This window comes from Helicobacter bilis ATCC 51630, assembly GCF_000686565.1.
Classification (GTDB): domain Bacteria; phylum Campylobacterota; class Campylobacteria; order Campylobacterales; family Helicobacteraceae; genus Helicobacter_A; species Helicobacter_A bilis.
Genome location: NZ_JMKW01000014.1, coordinates 1 through 23,960, shown reverse-complemented (window position 1 = coordinate 23,960; position 23,960 = coordinate 1). Strand labels below are relative to the sequence as shown.

The window sequence follows — 23,960 nt, the reverse complement described above, 5'->3', positions numbered from 1 at the left end:
TTATGTATTATTTTGAGTATAGCTCAACGATTAAACGCTCCTCTATTGGAATCTCAACTTCGCTTCTTTCTGGATTGCGTGTAAAAATACCAAACTTTTTATCCTTATCAATATCAACCCAAGGCACAATACCAATTTGGTCAGTAAGATCAAGAGAACGCACAATCTGCACATTGTTTTTACTTTTTTCTCTTACTTCAACTTTTTGCCCTTGCTTGATTTGAAAAGATGGAATATCTACTCGTTTGCCATCAACTAAGATATGCCCATGTGTTACAAGCTGTCTTGCAAATCTTCTTGTAGTCGCAAAGCCCATTCTATACACAACATTATCAAGGCGTAACTCAAGCAATCGAATGAGATTCTCACCTGTGTTTCCTTCTTGTCTATTTGCTTCTTTAAAAATAGAGCGGAATTGCTTTTCACTAATGCCATACATAAATTTTGCTTTTTGCTTTTCGCGTAATTGCAAACCATAATCAGATATTTTACCTCTTCTCATGCCATGCTGTCCGGGACCATAATCCCTTTTTTCACGCGCACTTTTACCAGCTAGTCTTCTCTCACCTTTTAGTGCAAGAGAAACGCCTAGTCGTCTTTCAATCTTTTCTACAGGTCCTCTATATCTTGCCATGCAACACTCCCTTATACTCTTCTTCTTTTAGGCGGACGACAACCATTATGTGGCAATGGCGTTACATCCTTTATCCATAACACTTTAATACCTTCAATCGCACCAACACTTTTTACAGCAGTTTCACGACCACTACCCGGACCTTGCACTTTAATGCCAACTTCTTTAATGCCATGTTCTTTTGCTTTAGATAAAGCAGATTCTACAGCTTGTTGTGCAGCATAAGGCGTAGATTTTTTACTACCTTTAAAGCCCAATCCACCAGCAGTAGCCCAGCACAAAACATTACCCATTTCATCAGTAACTGTTACATTTGTATTGTTAAATGAAGCAGCAATACACACAATCCCGCGAGCAATATTCTTTTTTACCACTCTTTTTTTAACATTTGTTTGTTTTTTTGCCATACGCTACTCCTTATTTGCTACCAACGGTTTTCTTCTTACCTTTTCTTGTGCGAGCATTATTTTTTGTTGTTTGCCCACGCACAGGTAAGCCTTTTCTGTGTCTTAAACCACGATAACTGCCTAAATCCATAAGAGCCTTGATATCCATTGTTACTTTTTTGCGTAAATCACCCTCAACCATATAACTTTCTTGAATCTTTTTTGAGATTTTTGAAATATCATCTTCGCTGAGATCATGAACTCGCTTATCAAAAGAAATATTTACAGCATTCAAAATATCTCTTGAGCTCTTAAGCCCAATACCATAGATATAGGTGAGTGCATATTCTACTCGTTTCTTTTTTGGCAAATCTACACCAGCAATTCTAGCCATTTTTTATCCTTGTCTTTGTTTATGTTTTGGATTCGCACAAATTACACGAATCACACCTTTGCGTTTAATGACTTTGCATTTATCGCACATTTTTTTGACCGATGGTCGAACTTTCATAATGGACTCCTAAAAAATACGGATTTAACCCAATTTTTTGGATTAAGCCGATGATTATATCTAATAATGGTAAATATGAAAAAATATCATGAGTTTCAAATATTAAAACTTAAAATATTTTTCTTGCGTAATCTCAACAACTCAAATATATAAAAAATGAATACTGCAAATTAGCACAATTAACAAATGCTATTGTTTCATTCTACAACTACAACTCTTTGTGCGTAATAGCCAACAATATTTAACAATAAGCTTAGAACAATAAGCATAAAAATTGCATAGGTAAAGCTATGATATGTATCATGGAGTTTTCCAATAATCCATGGACAAAGAGAAGCCATAAGGTAGCCTATACCTTGCGACATGGCTGAGAGTTTAGTCGCTATGAATACATTTGCACTTTTGCTTGAAATAAAAAGTAAAGCGACACTAAAAACACCACCTAGTGGAATACCAATCAAAACAGAAGCGAGTATAACCGACCATACTTCATGTGAAATAAGTAGCAAAAAATAGCTTACCGCATAAAGCATACAAATGACAACAATAAAAACATTTCGCATTTTTTGACGCAGAGAGTGCAACCATAATGGAATGATAAATGAGAGTGGAATAATAACGCATTGTGTGAGTGTCATAATGCGAGAAATAAAATCCTTTTCAAAGCCAAAGTCAATCAGCAAACTTGGATACCATGCAAAAAAGCTGTATGCCATCGCACTTTGTAAGCCCATGAATAGAGTGATTTTCCATGCGTTTATATTTGCAAATAGTGAGTTTATCTTTGCGTAGCTTTGCTTTGGGCGAAAGATTCTGCGATTTTTGATTTGCGGTAGATAGCTTATAAACGCAAGAATGGCTAATATGACCCAGCAACTAAACGCTAAAGGTAGTGGTAAAACATGTGTCAATGGGAGTATAGCGATTATCCCTAATGCAGCGGAAATATTTAACACTAAGCTATAGATTCCCATAATCTTTGGAATCTCTCTGGGAAACTTTGCCTTTACAAAGCTCGGCAATAAAACATTTGCTATAGCGATACCAGAACCCATGATTGCCGTGCCGACAAATAAGGCTGTGTTGCCCCCAACACAACGCAATATTTCACCAAGAATTATACACAAAAGTCCAAAAAACATTGCCCTTACAGGCTGAAATACTGCAACCAAAAATGAAACTATTCCAAATGCTAGTAATGGTAGTGAAGTTAATAATCCAACTTGTGCTGAGCTAAGTCCGTAGTAGTCTTGAAGTAAATTTGCAATTGGACCAGCTGAAGTAATGGGCGCACGCAAATTTATGCTGATAAGTATAATTGGCAAAAGATTAATAAAATAAATCTTTTTACGAGACATCTTATTGCCTTTTATTATTTGCGTAATTTAAATAAGCGGTTTCTATGCGTCATTCTTTATGCTGTGTGCTTAATGACTACAACCGCAGCTACCTCCGCCACCGCCACAGCAGCCACCTCCACCATGTCCATGACCGCCACCGCTAGAGCAACCACAGCCACCCCCCATACTTGCTATAATCTCATCATCAGTAGCCTCTCTTACATTTAGCACTTCAACCCTAAAATCTAAAGTTTTTCCCGCTAATGGATGGTTATAATCAATAAGCACAGAAGTATCGTTAAAATCCGCAACAATGACTTGCACAGGCATACCATTTTCAGCTTGACCAAATAAAGTCATACCTTTTTCTAACTCAATATCTCCAAATTGTTCTCTGCCAACTTCTTGCATAAGCTCTGGATTACGCACACCATAAGCAAGTTCAGGTTCAACGCTAAATTCTAGCTTATCACCTACTTTTGCGTTTTTTATGTGTTGCTCCAAACCCTCAATGACTTGAGATTGCCCGACAATAAATTCAAGCGGTTTGTTATCCTTGCTACTATCAATTGTCTGCTTTGTTTGAGAATCAAGCACTTCATAATTAATTGACACAACATTGTTATTTTCTATCATAATGTATCTCCTATTTTGATAAAATATCTTGGGCTTTACGACCTTGTTCGCTTTCGGGGAACAAGGCAACCAAGGTTTGCAAAAATTTTCTATAATTATCTGAATCATTTAGATATTTAAATGACCATGCGGTATGCCATAGCAAAATCGGCATGTAACTCGCCTTACTATCAAGACTAGCGCTTGTCTTGTAATAAGGCAATGCCTCGTTATACTCTTTTCTTGCATAGTATATCTCACCGATATAATAACTTGATTCTGCTACTGCAAATTTCTGATCGATAAGATATTCAAAATAAGCCTTCGCTTCTTCATTGCGTTTTTTACGCAAAAGATTCTTTGCTTCACTCAGATTCTTGCTATTGTCGGGTGAAAAATTATACGCTTGTTTTGGCATATTATTGCTTGTTTGCATAGAATCTATGACTGGCTGATTTTGGATACCTTGTATATTATTTTGTAATGCTAAGGCTTGCTCACTCAATACTTGGATTTGTTTTATAATCTCATCGTTTGCTTGCAAAAAAGCTTCTGACAATTTATCAATTTTTTGGTTAATCTGCTCAATATTTTTTGTATTTGCTTCAACTTGGGCTTTCAAATTTTTAACAAGCTCTGCTTGAGATTTTTGCGACATTTGATAAGAATCTACAATATCTTGAATATTTTGGATTTTATCTATCTGATTCTTAATTGTAATGCTATCTTGTCTTGAAGTCGCGCTCATACCTTCATAAACGGTTTTTAATCCATCAACCGCTTGTTCTAGATTCACAATTTTATTTTGAAAATCACCAATAACAGAACGAGTAAAATCTGCAATATCTTTAAGGTCTCGCATATCCTTTTTTGTAGCACCACTTTGCAACTCAAATGCCGAAGGTTCGGCATAGAGTAATACAGATAATGAAGCAAATGCTAACAAAGACTTCTTAAATCTCATTGCAAAAACCCTAGCCAAGTTGTTACTTTTATTACTTCTCAACTATATCTGTGCGTCTATTTTTCGCATAGCACTCAGCAGTTTTTTCTCTACACACAGGTTTATGCATACCATAAGAGATTGTTGAGAACATATTTCTTGGTAGCCCCTGTAATACAAGCGCATCACGCACTGATATGGCTCTCTTTAGTCCTAATGCTGTGTTATATTCATCGCCACCAAACTCATCGGTATTGCCTTGCAATACAACCGCTTTAATATTTTTTTCTTTTATGAAATCAGCATTTGCCTTTATATAGTCTTTCATATCAGTTCTAATGTCATATCTATCAAAGTCGAAATAAATTGTCGTAAGAGAATCTACTTTGATAGCATCGCCATATGCTGTGCCCTCATTATTTCCGGCATACTCTTCTTCAGTATCGCCATTGGAGTTTCCAGACATACCATTTTCACCAGCATTGTTATCTGCATACGGATCATTTGAATCAGAATCGCCACTGCCATCATAACCATCTCCCCCACTCACAGCACCATCAGGCATAAAACCACCTTCAGGCAAACCTCCACCGCCCGGATTTGCCACTGCCTCTTCAGGTTCTTGACCATCAACTTCTTGTTGCACCTCTGTAGTTTTCTGCGTGGTGTTGCCATCCTTTTCTACACTTTTACTACCACAGCCAACCGCAAAAAAAAGTGCAAGTAAAACACTTGAAAGCTTTAAATACTTCATGATATCTCCTTAAATCTCAAAAAAATGTTTTGCTATTCTATCAAAAAAACAAAAAAAATTACCAATCAAACGCTTGAATTTTTACATTTTTTAGTGGAAAAAGGAAACTTTTGTTAATTGATAATCGGATAATGCCAATTGCTTGTTCATTTTTTTGTTGGCGTAAAAACATAATAGAATCTCCATCATGAGAGAATGCTGGGATTCTATTTGTGCCTATTTTACTCAAACGACGAACATAGTCGCTATGGGCTGAAACTAAATAGAGATTAAATACATTCAACCCAGTTTCTTCATCACTTTCTCTACTAGAATACACTATATATTGCCCAAAAGTTGATAGTGTGCTATTGTTGCGTCCTTTAAATACAATTTGTGTAACATTGGCGTTTGGCATAAGATCTTGCATGAAAATATTTGGATACCCAAGTCTATCAGATACAAATACAAAACTTTTTTCATTATTGGTAAAATGTGCATTGACATCAATGCCTGAATACCTTGTGAGTTGTGTTAGCTTTTTACTCTTTACTTCATATAAAAATATATCGCTTAATCCAACTGGGGCAAGTGATAATAGTAACTTATCGCCATGCTTTGACACATCAGACACTACCGCCATGCCTTGACTTGAGATGACTTTCTCGTTTTTTCCACTATACATGTTATATTTATATATGGTCGCCTCATGCGTTACGAGTGTGTAGTAGAATTCTTCTTGCTTACTATCTGCCCATTTTGGAAACATGTTGAGACCATTACTGATGATAGTTTTTTGGTAGGTAAAGGTATAGTCTGCAATGAGAATATTGCTACGACCAGAACCAACATAATTTGAAAAAACGACATAACGATTTAGCCAATCAGCATTTGGTGCTTTGATACAATCATTAAGATAGCTTGCCATAGCATGGGCGATAAATGGATAGCGTTCTGTCTCATCTTCTCTATATTCTGTTGTGATGGTCTTACCACTTGCATATTCATATAGGCTAAGGGTGGCTATGAGACTACCACCTTTTTTCTTTTGTGAAACTTGTGCGATAAAATTCATATTTTTATTTTTATAATCCTGCAGTGCAAGATTATTTTGCAAAATATCAGTCTTCAAGGTATCATCATAATATACATTAAAATGCCCAAGTGTCTTTAAGTCTTGCACCAACATTTTGTATATTGCCATGGTATTATCAGCACCATCACTACTTACAACTTGAATATTTGGGATATTGTCTGTTTGTCTTGTTACAACAATTGTTTTATCTTCTGCGTATAAGCCCACAGAATGCATGGCAAACATTGCACAAAACGCAAATATTGCATAAAAACACCTAAAGCGATACATTGCACTTCCTTAGCTAAATTTATTGTTCGTGTAGAATGATAGCAATTTATTGTTAAAACATAAAATAAAACGCTGCTTAATCCGCAAACACTACTTATATGTTTTGCAAAATTGTTTATAGCTATGGGCATACATGTAAATATATGATTAGCTATTACAAAACAACATGTTTATTTTCATGTCGTGTTAATTTACTTGTTATAATACAATTATTATTGCTATGATAAGAAAAAATAAGATTCTCTTTTAATGTATGAATAGTTTTTGCAGTAAGCTCACCCCAAAGGGTAGGGCATACCAAAGATTTTTTACACTACATTGATACCACCTGCGTTTTTACGCTATTCTCCACAATGTCAAATATCACCTTGCTTTGTTCGCTTAACTCTTCATTAAGGATTAAATCTGCAAGTCTGTCTTCAATCTCTCTTTGCACTGCCCTTTTTAGCGGTCTTGCACCAAATACAGGATCAAAGCCAGAATCTGCTAGATAATCTTTCATAGAATCTGTTAAAACAAGCGTGATATTTCTATCCTTAAGTTTTAGGGCTACCTGCTGTGTTAAAATATCAATAATATTTCTAATATCATCTTTACTTAAAGCATTGAAAATAATCTTATCATCAAGTCGATTTAGAAATTCTGGTCTAAAAAATTTCTTTAACTCTTGCTCGATTTTCTCCATTTGAGAAGCCCTTTGTGCTTCTACTAAGCTGTTTAGAATCTCTTTTTCTCTCTCTAATTTCTCTCTAGATTCTATATTGCCCTCTTTTATTGCTTTTTGTAAAGCCGCAATATCATCTCTTTTCATTGCCACTTCTTTAGAATCTTCGCAAATAAGTTCACTGCCTATATTACTCGTTAGGATAATAATTGTGTTTTTAAAATCCACAACAACGCCTTTATTATCACTCAATCTTCCATCATCTAGCACTTGTAAAAGCACATTAAAGACTTTTGGATGCGCCTTTTCCACCTCATCAAAAAGCACGACACTATAAGGCTTTCTTTTAATGGCTTCAGTCAAGATTCCGCCCTCTTCATAGCCTACATAGCCCGGGGCTGCTCCAGTCAATTTTGTCGCATCAATCTCTTGCATATACTCACTCATATCAAGCCGCACAAGTTCTTTTTCACTATCAAACAAAAACTTTGCTAACGCCTTTGCACTCTGTGTTTTACCAACACCACTAGACCCTAAAAATAAGAAACTAGCAATAGGGCGATTTGCATCATTTAGCCCTGCTTTATTGCGTTTAATCGCACGGGCAATGCTTTCAATAGCCCTGTCTTGCCCTATCACACTTGCTTTTAAATTCTCTTCAATATGCAAGATTCTATGCTTTTCAGATTCTAACATTTTACCTACTGGGATCTGAGTCCAACGCGATACAATCTCTGCGATACTCTCTTTTGTTACAGCATGTTTTAGGAGTGATCCACTCTTTTGTAGATCCTGCCATTTTGCTTCAAGATTCTTTAATTCAGCTTGTGCGTTTGGAATCTTTCCATGCTCTATCTCTCCAGCCCTTGCATAGTCGCCACTTCGGCGTGCTATCTCGCTTTCTCTACGCAAAGATTCTATATCATTTTTCACTTTTGCAATATCGCTAAATATCGCCTTTTCATTTTCAAAGGCACTTTGCAATCCACTTAGCTTTTCTTTAGAATCTATGAGTTCTTTTTCTATCTCTTGCAAACGCGTATTGTGCTGTTCGTTTTTGTCAAGGTTTAGGGCAACCTTTTCAACTTCTAATGCTTCAATATCCCTTTTTGCTTTTGCAATGGCTTTTGGTTCAGATTCTATTTGCATTTTGAGTTCTGCTGCTGCCTCATCGATTAAATCGATAGCTTTGTCAGGCAAATAGCGATTTGTGATATAGCGACTTGATAGCTTCACGCTCTCCACTAATGCCCCATCGGTAATGCTTACATTATGGTGTGCCTCTAGGCTTTCTTTAATGCCACGCATGATTTGCAAGGCTTCATTTTGACTTGGTTCATTAATATTTACAGGTTGGAATCTCCTTGCAAGGGCTGCATCTTTTTCAAAATATTTTCTATATTCTTTTAGCGTTGTAGCCCCGATTGTTCTTAGCTCTCCCCTTGCTAATGCGGGTTTTAAAATATTTGCTGCATCCATGCCACCTTCACTCGCACCTGCCCCAACAATAGTGTGAATCTCATCTATGAATAATATAATCTCATCATTATTTTTTACTTCATCAACAACCGCTTTCAATCTCTCTTCAAAATCGCCACGATACTTTGCCCCCGCCATTAATGCAGTCATATCAAGGGCTATAACCTGCTTATTTTGCAAGGATAGTGGCACTTCTTTTTTTGCTATTTTTATGGCTAGTCCCTCTACAACTGCGGTTTTGCCAACACCCGGTTCTCCTAGCAAAATAGGATTATTTTTTGTTTTTCTAATTAAGATTTGCATCATTCGCTCAATCTCTTCATTCCTGCCAATAACTGGATTTAGCTTATTTTGTGCGGCAAGTTTGCTAAGATTTATGCCATATTTATCTAGCGTTTCAAGAGTGTCATCACTACTTTGAGAATCTATTTTCATACCTTTTCGCATATTTTTTAGCGTATTGATTAATTCTAATTTATCAATATTTTTTAGCAAATCTTTGAAATGTGAATCAAGATTTGCTCTCACAAAGCTATCCACACCGATGAAGCTATCACCTTGTGTTGTAGCAAAGCTTAGGGCATTTTGCAAGGCTTCTCGCAGTGATTTACTAAGCGACATATTTTGCGTATTTGCATTGCTAACTTTAGGCAATTTATCAATCTCAAGTGTGAGATTCTGTATTAAGGCATTAATATTTTCATTATTTTTTTGCAATGCTTGATATAAAAGCATATTAGAATCTGCAAGCATAGCAAGCAATGTGTGAATGGGCTGTGTTTCATTATTTTTATGCGTAATGGCAAATTGAGCCGCATTGTTTAATATCTCTCTCATTTGGTTTGTCAATTTATCAAAAATACTCATAAGAAACTCCTTATATAAAATGTGCTGAAATCATAGCATAAATTTAGCAATATTTATAAACAAGTGCTAATTTTTTTAAAATTTTATAGTATTTATATAATAAAACTTTAGCTAATTGATATAAAGTTATATAAATATATACTACTAAACCTTTTAAAAAGATACTTTGTTTCTATACTATTCAAAACGCATAGAATCTGGTGTATGAAAAATACATGAGTAAATAAAAATCAACAAAATTTCAGCTTAAATATTATATGATTGTAGTTATAAATCACTTTGAGTTTAGGGGACTTGCCATGACTTTAGAAGAATATAAACAGAAAATAGAAAAAAATCCAGATTATTCACCCGGTTGGGAAGCTATTGAATCTTGTTTTAGCACAATTTATGGCAACCAAAAACCGCGTCATTATGCTACAAATCTTGCCTCCCGTGCGAATCTTGGTGGCGATCAATACCTTGATGGTTACAGCATTTACACTTCTATGAATGAATATCAGCATATTGTTACCTATGGTATGAGTGAGTTATACGCAAATGAAGAATCTTTTGGTGGTGAATGGAGTGGCTGGGGCTATGAGATGACTTTTAAGCTTGTAGCAAATAAGCCTGAAGAGTGCCTATGGGTGCTAAATACACTTGCAAATCTTGCGTTTTTTACGAACACGCAAGAAAGCTATTTAGAGAATTTGCAATTTATCGCAGGTGATGGCAAGTCCCTTAGCCGCGATGATAAGTCCTTAATTACAGCTATGATTGTAACGCATGATACAGAGATACAAGGCGTTACAACAGAGCATGGCAAACTCCAGTTTCTACAACTCGTAGGCATTACACAAAAAGAGTTAGAATGGATTATGCAATATGATAATGCAGATGATAACAAAAAAAGCATACAAGAGTTAATCTACAAAATGCAAGATGATAATCCATACCTTGCCACTGATATGAATAGACAAAAAAGTTATGTGTGATGTTATGCAATCCATTTGTTATGGAGAATGGGATTGCGGCTTACAGATCATAAAAATGATTAACTAAATTCTAAAAGTGATTTTTATCTATGGCTAAAAACTAGGTTTTTTTATAGAATCTTATTGCCGCACTGCAAAACAATTTGAAAACTTGCATTATCATAGAGCATCCACTTCATTCATATACTCTTGCAATATCTTTTTTGCTTCATCAATCTCTATATCTTGTGGTAAAAATAAAGGCTTATGTATATAATAGTCAATGCGGCTAAAAGGCTTTGGAATGCAGAATTTATCCCATGTCTTTAGCTCCCAATATGCACTAGGTTTTACTCTACAACCACAGATTCCAACACCACTTCTCATAGCCATGAGTAAGATCCCATTTGCAATGCTTTTATATGGACCTTTTGGACCATCTGGGGTAACGGCTACATCTTTGCCTTCTTTTAAAGCTCTAACTGCTTGTATCAAAGCCTTTGTGCCACCTTTATGTGTGCCTGTGCTGCCACGGATAGATTCTAATCCAAACTGCTCAAAATACTGCTCCACCATCGCCCCATCATTATGTGCGGCAGTGATTAAACACATATTTGGAATCTCTCTAGCCTTTGCGTAAAGATAGGGCATCATTAAGAAATTGCCATGCCATAAGCACGCAATGAAATTATTATCCTTGACATAATCAGTGATATGAAATCTTTTACGGCATGTTATATTGATAGTTTTTGATATAAATAGCATAACTTTATGTATGTATCTGCGTTTTAGCTTCTGCTGCCGCTCTCGCGTAAGGAATCTATCAAAAAAAGACATTCAAATACTCACTTTTCTATGCTTTTACCAAAAAGCGTGCTACCTACAACTTTTATAATCTCTATATCCACAATAGCACCCATATCGATGAATTCATTCTCGATTCTAATCAATCTATTTGTATCGCTTCTGCCTTCACTAAAAGTCTCACTCAGTGATTTTTTATTAGAATCTATTAGCACTTTACGAATCTTTCCTAGCTCTTTTTGGCTATTTTCTTGTAAAATCTCTCTGTGTCTTTGCTGCAATATCGCTAATCTCTCTTTTGCTACTTCCTTTGGCACACTATCCTTATCTCCCCATGAATGCGACAGAGTATTTGGGCGCGGTGAGTAAATAAAGCTATACATTGTATCAAAACGCACAGATTCTAAAACGCTCATTGTCTCTTTAAAATCATCATCATTTTCACCCGGAAAGCCCACGATAATATCCGTGCTAATGCCTACATTTGGACTTTGCTTTTTTAAGTATGCAATGCGGTCTAGATACCATTCCTGCGTATAGCCACGCTTCATTGATTTTAGAATCTTATTTGAGCCGCTTTGCAGGGGGATATGTATGCTTTTACAAATCTTTGGATTAGAGGCAAACTCGTCTAAAAAAGAATCATTCATATGCAAAGGATGCGGACTTGTAAAGCGGATACGCTCTAAGCCATCTATCTTGCTTAGCTCCCTTAAAAGCGTAGTGAAATCAATCTTTTCATGCGGTGCGCTAAACCTTACACCATAATTATTTACATTCTGCCCTAATAATAGAATCTCTTTGACACCATTTTTAACTAGCTTGTCTGCTTCTTTATAAAGCAAATCAAAAGGGATAGAGATCTCTTTACCACGCGTAAAAGGCACAATGCAATACGCACATTTTTTATCACAACCGATGGAGATATTTAGCAATGCCTTAAATCCACTCTGCTTAGAATCTGAAAAAACATAAGTGCTATCATCATAGCTTGTATCAATCTCTACTGCTTTTGGTTTATGTATAATGCTTGTGATTTTAGAGATATTTCTAGCCCCCAAAACAAAATCTACATGCGGCGATTTTTTGATAATCTCATGCCCCATAGCACTTGCCGTGCAGCCGCATATGCCAATCTTTGCCCCATCTTTTTTATGCTTTGCAAATTGTCCTATTTCACTAAATAGCTTTTGTTCTGGCTTCTCTCTAACAGAGCAAGTATTAATGAGTATGAGATCTGCTTCTTGCATATTCGCAGTCAAGCTATACCCCTCTTTATCTTGCAATTCTGCAATAATATGCTCACTATCACGCACATTCATCGCACAGCCCAATGTTTCTATATAAAGCTTTGGATTGCTAGTCTTTGTCTGCATGAGATTATTTCCTTATGGTTATGTTAGATTTATATGAATTGTTTATAAAGTTCGAGAGAATTATAGAATCTTTGTGTTATTAAAAGCTTAATGGGAGTTTTGTTTGTGATTTTAAACATGAAGTAGATTTTATGTTTTAGAATCTAATGATTAAAAATTAATGTCGCTCAAAAACTTACATTTTAACTGCAATTCACTAAACTCTTCTTCTGCCAAAGATTCCCATACAACTCCACTGCCGACACCATAGTGATAATATGCTTCTTGCTTGGGCTTATAAAGTGTGCGGATAGGCACACTCATAATGCACTCTTTTTTGCTAATCACACCAATAGCACCGCAATACACCCCCCTTTTTCGCTGTTCTAACTCGCTGATTATATGCGTAGTTTTGTATTTTGGCGCACCTGTGATAGACCCGCATGGAAATAGTGCTTTTAAAACCTCAATGATTCCATAGTGTTTTGGCAGTTTTGCTTGTATTGTTGATACCATTTGATGTAGCGTAGGATAGGTGCGGATAGCAAATAGTTCTTTGACACGCACACTTCCTTGCAGTCCTATGCGACTTAAATCGTTTCGCAATAGATCTACAATCATCACATTTTCGCTGCGATTTTTAGAATCATAATGCAGTGTTTTAAGGTTAGAAAAATCCCTTACCCTATCAATGCCCTTTATTTTTGGAATCTTTTTATATTGTTTGTAGAGTTTTAGATTTGGCTTTACTTCGTTTTTTATTTTGTTTTTCTCTATAAATGCACGCTTTATTGTGCCTTTCATAGGTTGTGTTGTGATAGTGTGATTTTTATAATGAAAAAAGAGTTCTGGGGATAGGGATAAAATCTCTACATGTTTATTTGTAATATAGGCTTTATAGGCTGTGTTTTGCCGACTGGATAGAATCTTAAAGTAAGTAAAAGAATCTTTCTTTAGCATGGGTTCTAATAGGATTTCTTGTGTGTAATTTACCTGATAAGTATGCCCTTGTTCTATATTTTCTTTAATGCGTGAAAAGTCGAGAATATAACGCTCTTTATCAAGGGGTTTTACTATCTTAAAAAGTTTATTTTTTTGATATTTTTTTTGGATTGGTTTAAATTTCTTTCGTTTTAGAAAAAGCTCAAAGTAGAGAAGTGGTTCTTTTATGTTGTTTGTTTTAATTGTGCTGGGGTTAGATTCTGTATTTCCTTTTACTTGGGTGGGTGCAGGGCATTGGGGTGCGGATTTTTTAGAATCTACATTCTTGCAAGTGTGAGTTGCTGTAAAAGTTGAAAAATCTTTTTTAGATTCTAAAACTTTAGATACTTCGACTAAAGTCTCAGTATGACAAGTTTTAGAATCTAGATTCTCTATTGTTTGTACCTTGAATTCCGCACTTCGCTCAAGTTGTTTAGAATCTAGATTTTTACCATCTTGCATACCATAATAGGAATCTTGTAAAAGCAATCCGCATTCATAGGTTAAATAGCCAACAAAATAGCCCTTCTTTTTTCTTTTTGTATGATTTTGCATGATACGCAAACATGCCATAACCTCATCATAGCTAAAAGCTTGGAAAATGCGTTTAGAATCTGTGTAGATATAATCTCCAAAAACAAACATAAATCTACCTATTTAAAGCTATTAAATCGTAAAATCATATAGAATCTGTGTAGCATTTTCATTGCTAACTAAATCGTGTATAAACGCATTTTGTATCCATGATATTGGCATATTTTTCCAATCATTTTGCGTAGCAAAGGCACTAAACCATCGCATAAAAGCAAGGCGAAATGGGCTATTCACCCATGATAAAGGGGCAATCTCATCACGCATACGCCACACTTTAACAAGCTCCAAGCAAACCTGCATTTCATGCTTATATAAAGTCTGTATTGTAAAATAATTACCTTCAGTATCAACCGCATAAAAGCCACTAAAAGATATATTAGGGCGTATGTTTAAAGCATTAGATTCTAAGATATGTAGCTCTAAAGGCATGGATTCTAAAAAGCCAGATTCTGTGTTTATTGAAGTAGTGTTTGTGCTATCTTGTGCTGTATTTGTAGAATCATTATTTTTATCAATTGCATTAGAATCTATTTTATTTACTTGAAGTGTTTTGCTTGAAGCGATACGCATATTAAAGCTATTGATCGCTTTTATAAAGGTTTTAAATTCTTCTTTATCATTGATTGTAAAGAGAAGTTTTTGCGATTTTATATGAAGTATTTCTGCGATTTTTTCTCTCTCGCTTTGTGGCAGGGCTGTCGCTTGAGTGAGATTTGGGAATATATTAAGCAGATAAATCTCATTTCTATTTGTTTGGGCAAAAAGCATGGAATGTGATTTATTCCTAAAATAGTCTATAAGCTTTTTTTGTTTATCTTTATCTCGTAAGAATTTTGGCAATTTATTCTGTATTATAGAATCTTTAAACATATAAAAATTATTGTTGTAAAAAGAGATGATAAACTGCTTACTAAAAAGCTTTTGTGTGATATGTAAAGGAAATCTTACATGCTCTAAGACACTCTCTTTATTTGCTTGAAAATAAGGGTTTTTATCTTGGCTTAGATGAGATCCCCTTGCTACAAACTGCCACTTTTTTGTATCAATAATGCAAGGATAAAATGCGTGTATAAGCTCGACTAAATCCTTTGGTCGCTTGATTGAGGGATATTCCACACCGATAAAATCCCTGTTTTCTTTCAATATAAATCGCTTGTTATGTAAAAGATGATCGAAAAATTTTTGTAGCTTTCTTTGTGCTTCTTTCTCTTCTTTTGGGATAAAAATGGTATTTTTCAAGCTTTTATCTGTGAAGCCATGCTGGTTTAACTGCAATATGCGTAAATAGCCCCCAAACTCAACTTGAGATTCTAGAATAAAGTTTTTATCATTTAGCTGTATAGGCAGCCCTGTTTTATTACGATGTCCAAATACTTGGTAGAAATTCTCTGGCACATTGTATGCAAATGCTTGTGAAATGCCACTTGCATTAAGATATGAGCCTACGCCATGTATGCTTTGTGCGGCACTTAGCAGGACTAAACGCTTTGGCATATTTGAGATTCCACCATGTGTGCAAATCACCCTTTTATCATGGAATTTGTAGAAAAGATAGGGCTTTAATTTGAGATACAATCTTTTTGCATCATTTTTATCTAAACCTTTTTGCTCTAACTCTATCTGCGTGCTGAAGCGAAACTCTTTTGACTCAACCTCCCTATTATTTGCCCACTCCCATAGCCATTTCTCATGATTACCCTCAAGCAAACACACATTTTTTCTATCCATAATCTGCATTAAAAACTCTAGCACTTCATAATTTTGGAATCCCCTGTCAATATAATCCCCAAGAAAGATATAAAACTCATCATTTTTCATATCTTTTAGATATTGCTTCAATACATGATATGAGCCATGTATATCGCCTATGTGATGGACTATCTTGTAGCCATTGAGATTGTAAGGGTCTGTATCTAGCATTGTCTTAATCTCATCTGGGGCTATAATCTTACATTTAATGGGAATCTCTTCATTATTCATGGTGTTATAGAGAGTTTGTAACTCTTCTTTTGTATAAGGGTCTTTTTGTGTGCTGTTTCTCTCACAAATCATCTCAAAAGGTATATGGCTAAAATCTACTATAAGCACTTCATATGCATAATGTTTTGCCATTTCTTTGTAGTTACTCCAGTATGATTTTAAAATATGTAAATCTTCTATAATGATAAACTCACCACGCTCCATTCTTGACTGCAAGGCTGTAAAAAGCATTTGATATGCAAGCTTATCATTTTGCTTTGGCTGTGTAAATTTACCAGAATCATCAAGCATAGGTGCGTGTAAGAGTTGCTGAAAATGCTTTGGATTCAATACATAAGATTCTAAATTATATTGCTGTATCCATGTGGTCTTCCCACATAAAGGCATACCGCGTGTTACAAGTAAATACCGCATATCTCATATCCTTTTTTCTTTACCATGAAACAAAAAATAATAAGCAATTATAACGAATTTTTAAGGGGAGATTCTGAATTCTTATATCAAGTGTCTTATCTTGCTCATAAATGTGAGAAATCCATATTTATATATTCTACACCCGCCCAAGCAACAGAGAATATAGAATATACAAAATGTCTGTCTAGTCGAAGTTCAAATCAATCTCATGTTAAACTGCAAGGATATGGAATTAGCGTTACTTTTCAGTCTTATTATTCTCTTTTAACATGCGTCTAAGACTTACATAAAACTTCATCCATTCATCAAGCTGCATGATAGGATGACCGCCCCATTTGCTTTTGGGTGGTAAGTTTTTGGATACCGCTCCTCTGCCTGCAACTTGCACGAAGTCCCCGATATGCACATGTCCGCCTGTGCCAACTTGCCCGCCTAGCACAACATTTCGTCCTGTTGTAGTAGATCCTGCCAAACCAACTTGTGCTACAAGCAATGAATGTTCTCCTACAATAGAGTTATGTGCGATAACGCAACTATGTCCGACTTTACTGCCTTTTTTAACGCGAGTTTCACCAAAAACAGCTCGATCTATTACATTATTTGCACCGATTTCTACATCATCTTCAATAATTGTGCGTCCATTATGCTCAATCTTTGTGTGTTCGCCAAGTGCATTTTGCGCGTATCCAAAGCCATCGCTACCAATGACACTATTAGCATGGATAAGCACTCTATCACCTATCACACTTTCACGATAAATCACAACATTTGGATAAATCTTGCAATTTGCCCCAATACTCACATTATCAGCGATCACAACGCCGGGCATAATCATGGTATTTGCCCCGATAGTTACATTTTTACCTAGCACGACATTTGCTGCGATAGATGCACTTGTGTCGATTTTAGAATCTGCATGTGGTCTTGCTATAAAATCGCCTTTTGCAAAAAGCTGTGAAAGCAGGGCAAATGCTAAATGTGGGTTATCAACGATAAGAGGCTGTATATGGTTTGGCACTTTGTCTTTTATGGATTCTCTAATTAACACCGCTCCAGCCTTAGAATCTTGTAAGCCCTGAATGTATTGGTCTTGTTGTATATAACTTACTTGATTTTTAGTAGCAGATTCTAATGGGGCTAACCCTTCTAGTATAAAATCATTTGTAATTTCATTTTTCAATACCGCATTGCTACCAAAAGTCTTGTTAATTGCTTTACTTAGTTTCATAAGATTCCCTTAATTATGTCTATATTGCCATGTGGAGATTATGCTTAGTTTTAAATATCTATAAAAGTTTAATAAAGATCACTGAAGCATGGCGTTTAATCCATGCCCTATTTACAAAAGATAGGTTACTTTGTAATGGGTAACTACTTTTAGTTATGTTGCTTAAAGCGAGCAGCTCCAACTTCGATTCTATATCTATTAAACACATCGCCATTAAATAGATTGAGAGTTTGCCCTGCTTGTTCTTTATCTAATTTATAAAATCTATTTGTATCTTGTGTAATTTTATCATAAGCACGACCTAGATTAAAGCCTTTATTTGTGCGATTTGTCAGTGTGATATACACGGTTTTGATATTAGAATCAAGCATAGCAGAATCTCTTAGCGTTACAAAAAGTTTGTTGAGACTTTCTTTTGTGCGTTCGTCAATCGCGTCATTGCCCCATACATAGCCCATCGCATTGCCATATATATAACCTACACCAGAGTTATAAAGTGTATGTGCGAGTTGATTATATCTTTTATTTGCATAATCTGAAGCTTCACTAGAATCATCAATCATATCAGCAAAAATATGCTCATAAATTTTCTGTGGTAATTGTGGCTTTGTGATAGCAATATCTACACCATAAAGATTCACATCAATACTGCTTAATATATCTTTAAAACTATCCATTCTTTCAGCTAATTGCTTTTTATCTTTTGTGTTTGCTACTTCTCTTAACATTTTATCCCAAAACGCTGTGCTTTTTTGCAATAAAGACATAGAATCTACATTAGCAAATAGAGATGAATCAGCTTTTGCTCTCAAGCGAATATTGAGTTTATATGAGTCGCTATCTATCGTGCAAACAAGCTGTTCATTCACTTGCTTTTTATCATTGTGGATTTGAGTGAAATCAGAGCATTGAAAAGACTTTGGCACAAATGGCTTTAAGTCATAATTACTAGGTACTTCAATCTTTCCGCTTACTCTCTCAATCACGCGTGAATCTTTATAATCAAGCGTGTATCTATAATCACGCAATACAAAGCCATTTGTATTACCAATCTCATAGCGGTCAGTCTTACATATCGCAGTCCTATCGCCACCTTCACACTCAAACTTATTGGCATGATCAAACATGCTTGAGATAGACACTCTCATATAATCATCAGCTTTACCACCAGCATACGCAGACGAAGCTAATAACCCACTCAGTGTAAAAGCACACACCAAAGCTTTCATACCGCCATTTACAAGAGTGCGACTATCAGTATTTTTACCTTTTAAACCGCTTTTAAAACCTTTAAACTTCAACATACTTTTCCTTTTTTACAAGATTGTAGAATACTATCTTAAATTGTATAAAAATTCAACTTAATTTATCATAAAAAGCCAAAACTTCATTGCTTTTTCTCTTGTGTTTGCTATTGTGTTAATATTGTATACCATTCTTTTATGCTTTTTTCACTCACTTGTGCGAGTAGTTTTGCTTTTTGTTTTGGTGGTATATCAAGGGCTAAAATATCATCTTTACCTAACCTTAGAATCTTTTCTTTGGAATCTTTTAAAGAGTTTTTAGAATCTTTTTGGATAATTATGCAGTATTCCCCCTTAATATTATTTGGCAATTTAGCAAGTATTTCTTGTGGGCTACCTATGATTTCTCTCTCATATAACTTTGTGAGTTCTTTATATACAAAAAGTGTAGAATCTGGCATAAATAAGGCTATATCGCTTAAGGATTCTCTAAGTCTTTTGGGGCTTTCATAAAGGATTATATGCGTTGTGTTATGATATTCAAGTAAGGATTTTAAATGCTTTTGTCGCTCTTGTTGCTTATGGGCTAAAAAGCCACCAAAGTAGAATGCCCCCTCTAATCCACTACACACAAACGCATGACTAAATGCACCCCCGCCAAGCACCACTTCATATTCTATATTATTCTCTCGCACATACCGAAGTAGTAATGGCCCCGGATCACTAATATTTGGCATACCTGCATCTGTGCAAAAGGCAATATCTTGTGTGAAAAAATCTTTATTTGCATTCCTTAAAAACTCATCTTGATTATGACTATGAAAGCTTATGAAGTGCTTTTCTTGTGGATTTATATTTGGATAATTTTGCTGTATAAAATCATTGCGTAATAATAGAGTGAGTAATTTCTTTGTTACGCGTGTGTCTTCACATAAGATGACTTTGCATTTATTAAAAACCATAAGCGTATGTAATGATATATCAAGTAGATTCCCTATTGGCGTAGGCACAAAAAATAGCATAATGATCCTTTTTAGACACAAATATTTAATTTGCAAACTCTAATTATTATCATTAAACTTTAAGATTTAGCGATTATTTTTGTAGTAATGTAATGTAAGACTTATAGCGGCTTTTTTGCAATGTATTCTATTTCAGAATCTTGTATTTGGTGTTTTTGCAAAATCATACAAGATTCTATAAAGAATGACAACAAAGCTATATCGCCTAAAGTTAAAATAGATGATACGGCACAGAATCTATCCTAAAAATTCACATGCTTGCGCAATACTTGTAAAGTATAAGATTCCCTCTTTCAAGCAATACTCCCTCGCTTCTTTTACATTTTCGCCACCAAGTAGAATTGGCACAACTTTATGCTTAAATGTATATTGTTTTAGAATCTTAACCGTGCCTAACGCATCAGTCATATCCTGCGGTGTGATAAGCATATAGATTAAATCAAGATTTGGAAAAGTATCTACAACCTTTAAGGCACTCTCATATCTATCTGGCAGGGCATCGCCTATTACATCGATTGGATTATTATGCGACCACATTGGTGGCAGGACAGAATCTAGCTCACTTTTTTGTGCATCATTAAGCTCATATAATTCCTTTTTTCTTGCAGCTATTGCATCTGTTAAAACGGTTCCCGGACCTCCAGCATTTGTGATGACTGCGATATTTTTCACATCTTTAAATAATGGTGCAAAAAGTAGTGAATCTAGAGTATTCACAACTTTTACACCCAAGCTTTGCATGATTCCATTAAACATAGCGTAATTGCCACTAAGATTGCCTGTATGTGAAAATGCGGCTTTTTTTGCGGCTTCAGACTTTGCGGCTTTGAAAAGATATATTGGCTTGTTGCAATTTCTAATGCTCTCACACAAGGATTTACCGCGTGCCACACCCTCTAAATACAATGCAATGCTCTCACAGCTTTTCGCATTATTTAGCATAGGAATGATTTCAGCACTTCTTAAATCCACCGCATTCCCAACACTAATTAAATGTGAGAATCCAAGTCCAAGCTCTGCTGCCCTATCCATGAGACTTGCTAAAACCGCACCACTCTGTGATACAAACGCATGGCTTCCATCATGCACCATGCCCGTGCCAAAGGTGATATTTAGCTTCTCTTCATTCGCATAGAATCCAAGACAATTAGGACCAATAACATTAAAGTTATGCGTTGCCGCTAGTCTGCCAATCTCTTCTTCTTCTGCATCATGTCCGCTTTCTTTGAATCCTGCAGTAATGATAATGAGATTTTTTAGCCCTTTTTTGACTAACTCATGGATTGTAGGGATAACAAATTTCGCACCAATCACAATCACAGCGGTATCAATATCGCCCTCAATCTCACTCACACTTTTATATAATTTCTTACCAAAAAGCTCCCCGCCTTTTGCATTAACATAAAGCAATTCGCCTTTAAAACTTTGTGCGTTTTTTGCTATCGTGTAGCCCGTTTTGCCCTTTTCCGTGCTAGCCCCAACAATCACTACTCGATCATTCTTTAAGAAGTCTGGTCGCTTTTTCTCTCTTTGTATTTCGCTATATTCTAGTTTGCCTTTTAAGATTCTAGCATCGACTGCAACTAAGCCATCTTTTGTAAGCTTTAAGGGATTTATATCAAGCTCTTTTATCTCATTTTCTTGCAACATTTTTTGCACACTCTTAACAAGATTAATCACCCATTCAATCTTATAGTCAAAGCCTCTAAAACCATCAAAAAGCTTTGCTATTTTTGTTGTGGCTAAAGCCCTTTTAATCTCATCTTCTCTCGCATCAGATTCTATATAGCACACATCTTTATATAACTCAAGATAGATCCCACCCTTGCCAAATAAGATAACATTCCCAAAGGTAGAATCTTCCACACTTCCAATATAAAGCTCTTCGCCAAATACCATTTGCGTGATGATAAAGCCATCATTACTATCAAGCTCAATATTGTGCTTTTTAAGATTTGCAATGATTTGTTCCCTTGCTTTCTCTAGCTCATCGTTACTTGTAAGGTTGAGCATCACACCACCTACATCGCTTTTATGCACTACCTTTGGTGATTGTATCTTTATAACAGCTGGGAAAGCATCAAATGTGATTTTTTCTCTCAAGCCCACGCTTTTACATGCTGGTGTTTTTATCCCATATTTACCTAAAAAGCTATAAAGCTCACTTTCGCTTAATGTATGATTTTGCATATCTGCTCCTTTTGTAGAATAAAGCTAATTGTAATGCAGAATAAACATAAAGCAGCAGTGTTATATGATATTCTTATGTAATTTATGATTTTGTTTTTCTTTTTTACTCAATTTGTTATACAGAGCTTGTAAATATGAATGTGATATATCAAAAATTATTTTTCGCCAATATTTTGCATTTTCTCTATTTGTGTTTGTAATGATTGCACTTTGCGTTCATTTCCTGCCACACCACCTGCGATAGTGAAGAGTATGCTAAGATTTAGCGCAACAAAGAAAAAGCAGAGTATGCCAACGCCTATGCTAAGTTTCAATGCATTTTTTGTAGTCTTTTTCTGTGCGTCTAGCTCATTTTGTAAACTCTTTACTTGCTCTAGCAATGCCTTTATATCAGAATCCATATCTATCCTTTTTGTAAATATCCCAAAAACCATCTACATAAATGCACCAAAATAATGCAAATCGTGCCAACAAAAGTGATAGCCGCACCGGGCATAACATTATAAGCATAAGCAAGAAATAAGCCAATAACCATAAACAATAACGCAAAGATTCCAGCAAAAAACATTTGAGTTTTGAGCGTTTTTGCAAAAATATTTCCCATATACGCAGGGATAGAAAGCATGGCTAATACAAGGATTAAACCCGATATTTGCATACTAAGAATGATCCCAATGGCAATAAATACAAAAATGCTTTGTGTAAAGATATTTGTATGAAGCCCACGCAACTGGCAAAACACAGAATCATAACTCACGCTTAGAATCTCTTTATAATACATACCAACAAAAAGCAGCAAAATCACATCAAACACGCCCATAAGCAGCAAAGATTCCATATCCACACTAATAAGTGAGCCAAAGAGATAAGATTCCATATCGGCATTTGCGTTTGGACTAAGATTCATAAACACCACGCCCACAGACATGCCAAGCGCCCACAATATCGCATTAAAAGTATCAATATGTGTATCCCATTTCTTCTGCACAAACGCAAGGCTAAATGCCACAATAATCGCACTGATACTTGCCCCAAGCAATACAGAAAAGCCGAAAAATAACGCAATGCCAATCCCACCATACGCACAATGGGCAACACCGCCACCAACAAATACAATGCGATTTGACACAAGCAAAGAGCCAATTATCCCAGCAATTACGCTAATAAGCACAATAGCAAGTAAGGCATTTTGCAAAAAGCTATATTGCATAATGGCTTGCAGAAAAGATTCTAAAGTTGTTAGCATAATGTCCTATATTTTGTAAGATGTGCGTATTATAATCTTTTAAAGCGAATTTTTATCCGCAAAGATTTATTTTAGAATCTAGAGGCTACAATGACTTATACACTTACCCCCCCCCCCCCACAGAAGACTTCTTAAGCAAATGTTTAAAGTCCAAGCATGAAAGGATAAAACTCATCAACACACTTTTAAAAACATAACTGCATTATTTTGAACCAAACAAGTAAATGCTTTTTTATATGCCATAAAACTCGCTATTGATGGGCTAAATCCTGGATTATGCGTAAGTCAAACATGCAATTTTTAAAAAACACTCAACAAAAGAATAAAAAATGCCGATTTAGTTTGCAACAAGACAAGAAAGACCTAAAGACATCTAACATTTAAGGAGCATAAGATGGCTTTTCAAGT

At 35.5% G+C, this 23,960-nt stretch carries 21 protein-coding genes; 1 reads left to right on the top strand and 20 read right to left on the bottom strand.

What is annotated here, in order from left to right; all coding sequences use genetic code 11:
- Positions 1–7 precede the first annotated feature (7 nt).
- From rpsD to T368_RS0103790, 10 genes are all read right to left on the bottom strand, one after another.
- A complete protein-coding gene (gene rpsD / locus T368_RS0103835; protein ID WP_004088493.1) occupies positions 8–634 on the bottom strand; it encodes a 30S ribosomal protein S4 in 627 nt (208 codons plus the stop codon).
- Positions 635–645: 11 nt separating this feature from the next.
- Positions 646–1,041: a 30S ribosomal protein S11 gene (rpsK, locus tag T368_RS0103830; RefSeq protein WP_004088492.1), complete on the bottom strand. Its 396-nt coding sequence runs from the start codon at positions 1,039–1,041 to the stop codon at positions 646–648.
- A 10-nt stretch (positions 1,042–1,051) separates the two neighbouring features.
- Positions 1,052–1,414 (bottom strand): 30S ribosomal protein S13, encoded by a 363-nt coding sequence (rpsM, locus tag T368_RS0103825; protein WP_004088490.1) that lies wholly within the window; start codon positions 1,412–1,414, stop codon positions 1,052–1,054.
- Positions 1,415–1,417: 3 nt separating this feature from the next.
- Complete coding sequence (gene rpmJ / locus T368_RS0103820; RefSeq protein WP_004088486.1) at positions 1,418–1,531, bottom strand: 50S ribosomal protein L36; 114 nt, start codon at positions 1,529–1,531, stop codon at positions 1,418–1,420.
- 197 nt (positions 1,532–1,728) lie between these two features.
- Entirely contained in the window at positions 1,729–2,889 is a 1,161-nt protein-coding gene (locus T368_RS0103815) for an MFS transporter (RefSeq protein ID WP_004088484.1), read from the bottom strand.
- 69 nt (positions 2,890–2,958) lie between these two features.
- Positions 2,959–3,507: an FKBP-type peptidyl-prolyl cis-trans isomerase gene (locus tag T368_RS0103810; protein ID WP_004088483.1), complete on the bottom strand. Its 549-nt coding sequence runs from the start codon at positions 3,505–3,507 to the stop codon at positions 2,959–2,961.
- Positions 3,508–3,517: 10 nt separating this feature from the next.
- The gene (locus T368_RS0103805; protein ID WP_004088481.1) at positions 3,518–4,450 is read right to left on the bottom strand and encodes a tetratricopeptide repeat protein; all 933 of its coding nucleotides are present in this window, start codon (positions 4,448–4,450) and stop codon (positions 3,518–3,520) included.
- 31 nt (positions 4,451–4,481) lie between these two features.
- Complete coding sequence (locus T368_RS14475) at positions 4,482–5,183, bottom strand: OmpA family protein (protein ID WP_004088472.1); 702 nt, start codon at positions 5,181–5,183, stop codon at positions 4,482–4,484.
- A gap of 58 nt (positions 5,184–5,241) precedes the next feature.
- Positions 5,242–6,528 (bottom strand): Tol-Pal system protein TolB, encoded by a 1,287-nt coding sequence (gene tolB, locus T368_RS0103795; protein ID WP_004088471.1) that lies wholly within the window; start codon positions 6,526–6,528, stop codon positions 5,242–5,244.
- Positions 6,529–6,841: 313 nt separating this feature from the next.
- On the bottom strand, positions 6,842–9,538 hold the full coding sequence (locus tag T368_RS0103790) for an ATP-dependent Clp protease ATP-binding subunit (RefSeq protein ID WP_004088469.1): 2,697 nt from the start codon (positions 9,536–9,538) through the stop codon (positions 6,842–6,844).
- Between the two features lie 299 nt (positions 9,539–9,837).
- Here T368_RS0103790 and T368_RS0103785 point away from each other — a divergent pair, with 299 nt between their 5' ends.
- A complete protein-coding gene (locus T368_RS0103785; RefSeq protein WP_004088467.1) occupies positions 9,838–10,515 on the top strand; it encodes a suppressor of fused domain protein in 678 nt (225 codons plus the stop codon).
- A gap of 159 nt (positions 10,516–10,674) precedes the next feature.
- Here the strand turns inward: T368_RS0103785 and T368_RS0103780 are convergent, their stop codons facing one another.
- The 10 genes from T368_RS0103780 to T368_RS0103735 all read right to left on the bottom strand — a co-directional run bounded on the left by T368_RS0103780 (position 10,675) and on the right by T368_RS0103735 (position 23,552).
- The gene (locus T368_RS0103780; RefSeq protein WP_004088466.1) at positions 10,675–11,331 is read right to left on the bottom strand and encodes a lysophospholipid acyltransferase family protein; all 657 of its coding nucleotides are present in this window, start codon (positions 11,329–11,331) and stop codon (positions 10,675–10,677) included.
- Positions 11,332–11,339: 8 nt separating this feature from the next.
- Positions 11,340–12,674 (bottom strand): tRNA (N6-isopentenyl adenosine(37)-C2)-methylthiotransferase MiaB, encoded by a 1,335-nt coding sequence (gene miaB / locus T368_RS0103775; RefSeq protein WP_004088464.1) that lies wholly within the window; start codon positions 12,672–12,674, stop codon positions 11,340–11,342.
- A gap of 150 nt (positions 12,675–12,824) precedes the next feature.
- Positions 12,825–14,279: a chorismate-binding protein gene (locus tag T368_RS0103770; RefSeq protein ID WP_004088462.1), complete on the bottom strand. Its 1,455-nt coding sequence runs from the start codon at positions 14,277–14,279 to the stop codon at positions 12,825–12,827.
- Between the two features lie 21 nt (positions 14,280–14,300).
- Positions 14,301–16,622, bottom strand: coding sequence for a metallophosphoesterase (locus T368_RS0103765; protein WP_004088460.1), 2,322 nt, complete (start codon positions 16,620–16,622; stop codon positions 14,301–14,303).
- 238 nt (positions 16,623–16,860) lie between these two features.
- Complete coding sequence (lpxD, locus tag T368_RS0103760; protein ID WP_004088458.1) at positions 16,861–17,850, bottom strand: UDP-3-O-(3-hydroxymyristoyl)glucosamine N-acyltransferase; 990 nt, start codon at positions 17,848–17,850, stop codon at positions 16,861–16,863.
- A 149-nt stretch (positions 17,851–17,999) separates the two neighbouring features.
- Positions 18,000–19,154: a hypothetical protein gene (locus tag T368_RS0103755; RefSeq protein ID WP_004088456.1), complete on the bottom strand. Its 1,155-nt coding sequence runs from the start codon at positions 19,152–19,154 to the stop codon at positions 18,000–18,002.
- Positions 19,155–19,261: 107 nt separating this feature from the next.
- Positions 19,262–20,116: a 16S rRNA (cytidine(1402)-2'-O)-methyltransferase gene (gene rsmI, locus T368_RS0103750; protein WP_004088454.1), complete on the bottom strand. Its 855-nt coding sequence runs from the start codon at positions 20,114–20,116 to the stop codon at positions 19,262–19,264.
- Between the two features lie 237 nt (positions 20,117–20,353).
- Positions 20,354–22,306, bottom strand: a complete 1,953-nt coding sequence (locus T368_RS0103745; RefSeq protein WP_004088452.1) for an acetate--CoA ligase family protein — start codon at positions 22,304–22,306, stop codon at positions 20,354–20,356.
- Between the two features lie 155 nt (positions 22,307–22,461).
- Positions 22,462–22,707, bottom strand: a complete 246-nt coding sequence (locus T368_RS0103740) for a hypothetical protein (protein WP_004088451.1) — start codon at positions 22,705–22,707, stop codon at positions 22,462–22,464.
- 2 nt (positions 22,708–22,709) lie between these two features.
- Positions 22,710–23,552, bottom strand: coding sequence for a metal ABC transporter permease (locus T368_RS0103735; protein ID WP_004088449.1), 843 nt, complete (start codon positions 23,550–23,552; stop codon positions 22,710–22,712).
- Between the last annotated feature and the right edge of the window lie 408 nt (positions 23,553–23,960).

Coding starts and splice junctions, on each gene's coding strand:
- rpsD (WP_004088493.1), bottom strand. CDS start 634: ATGGCAAGATATAGAGGACCTGTAGAAAAGATTGAAAGACGACTAGGC.
- rpsK (WP_004088492.1), bottom strand. CDS start 1,041: ATGGCAAAAAAACAAACAAATGTTAAAAAAAGAGTGGTAAAAAAGAAT.
- rpsM (WP_004088490.1), bottom strand. CDS start 1,414: ATGGCTAGAATTGCTGGTGTAGATTTGCCAAAAAAGAAACGAGTAGAA.
- rpmJ (WP_004088486.1), bottom strand. CDS start 1,531: ATGAAAGTTCGACCATCGGTCAAAAAAATGTGCGATAAATGCAAAGTC.
- T368_RS0103815 (WP_004088484.1), bottom strand. CDS start 2,889: ATGTCTCGTAAAAAGATTTATTTTATTAATCTTTTGCCAATTATACTT.
- T368_RS0103810 (WP_004088483.1), bottom strand. CDS start 3,507: ATGATAGAAAATAACAATGTTGTGTCAATTAATTATGAAGTGCTTGAT.
- T368_RS0103805 (WP_004088481.1), bottom strand. CDS start 4,450: ATGAGATTTAAGAAGTCTTTGTTAGCATTTGCTTCATTATCTGTATTA.
- T368_RS14475 (WP_004088472.1), bottom strand. CDS start 5,183: ATGAAGTATTTAAAGCTTTCAAGTGTTTTACTTGCACTTTTTTTTGCG.
- tolB (WP_004088471.1), bottom strand. CDS start 6,528: ATGTATCGCTTTAGGTGTTTTTATGCAATATTTGCGTTTTGTGCAATG.
- T368_RS0103790 (WP_004088469.1), bottom strand. CDS start 9,538: ATGAGTATTTTTGATAAATTGACAAACCAAATGAGAGAGATATTAAAC.
- T368_RS0103785 (WP_004088467.1), top strand. CDS start 9,838: ATGACTTTAGAAGAATATAAACAGAAAATAGAAAAAAATCCAGATTAT.
- T368_RS0103780 (WP_004088466.1), bottom strand. CDS start 11,331: ATGTCTTTTTTTGATAGATTCCTTACGCGAGAGCGGCAGCAGAAGCTA.
- miaB (WP_004088464.1), bottom strand. CDS start 12,674: ATGCAGACAAAGACTAGCAATCCAAAGCTTTATATAGAAACATTGGGC.
- T368_RS0103770 (WP_004088462.1), bottom strand. CDS start 14,279: ATGTTTGTTTTTGGAGATTATATCTACACAGATTCTAAACGCATTTTC.
- T368_RS0103765 (WP_004088460.1), bottom strand. CDS start 16,622: ATGCGGTATTTACTTGTAACACGCGGTATGCCTTTATGTGGGAAGACC.
- lpxD (WP_004088458.1), bottom strand. CDS start 17,850: ATGAAACTAAGTAAAGCAATTAACAAGACTTTTGGTAGCAATGCGGTA.
- T368_RS0103755 (WP_004088456.1), bottom strand. CDS start 19,154: ATGTTGAAGTTTAAAGGTTTTAAAAGCGGTTTAAAAGGTAAAAATACT.
- rsmI (WP_004088454.1), bottom strand. CDS start 20,116: ATGCTATTTTTTGTGCCTACGCCAATAGGGAATCTACTTGATATATCA.
- T368_RS0103745 (WP_004088452.1), bottom strand. CDS start 22,306: ATGCAAAATCATACATTAAGCGAAAGTGAGCTTTATAGCTTTTTAGGT.
- T368_RS0103740 (WP_004088451.1), bottom strand. CDS start 22,707: ATGGATTCTGATATAAAGGCATTGCTAGAGCAAGTAAAGAGTTTACAA.
- T368_RS0103735 (WP_004088449.1), bottom strand. CDS start 23,552: ATGCTAACAACTTTAGAATCTTTTCTGCAAGCCATTATGCAATATAGC.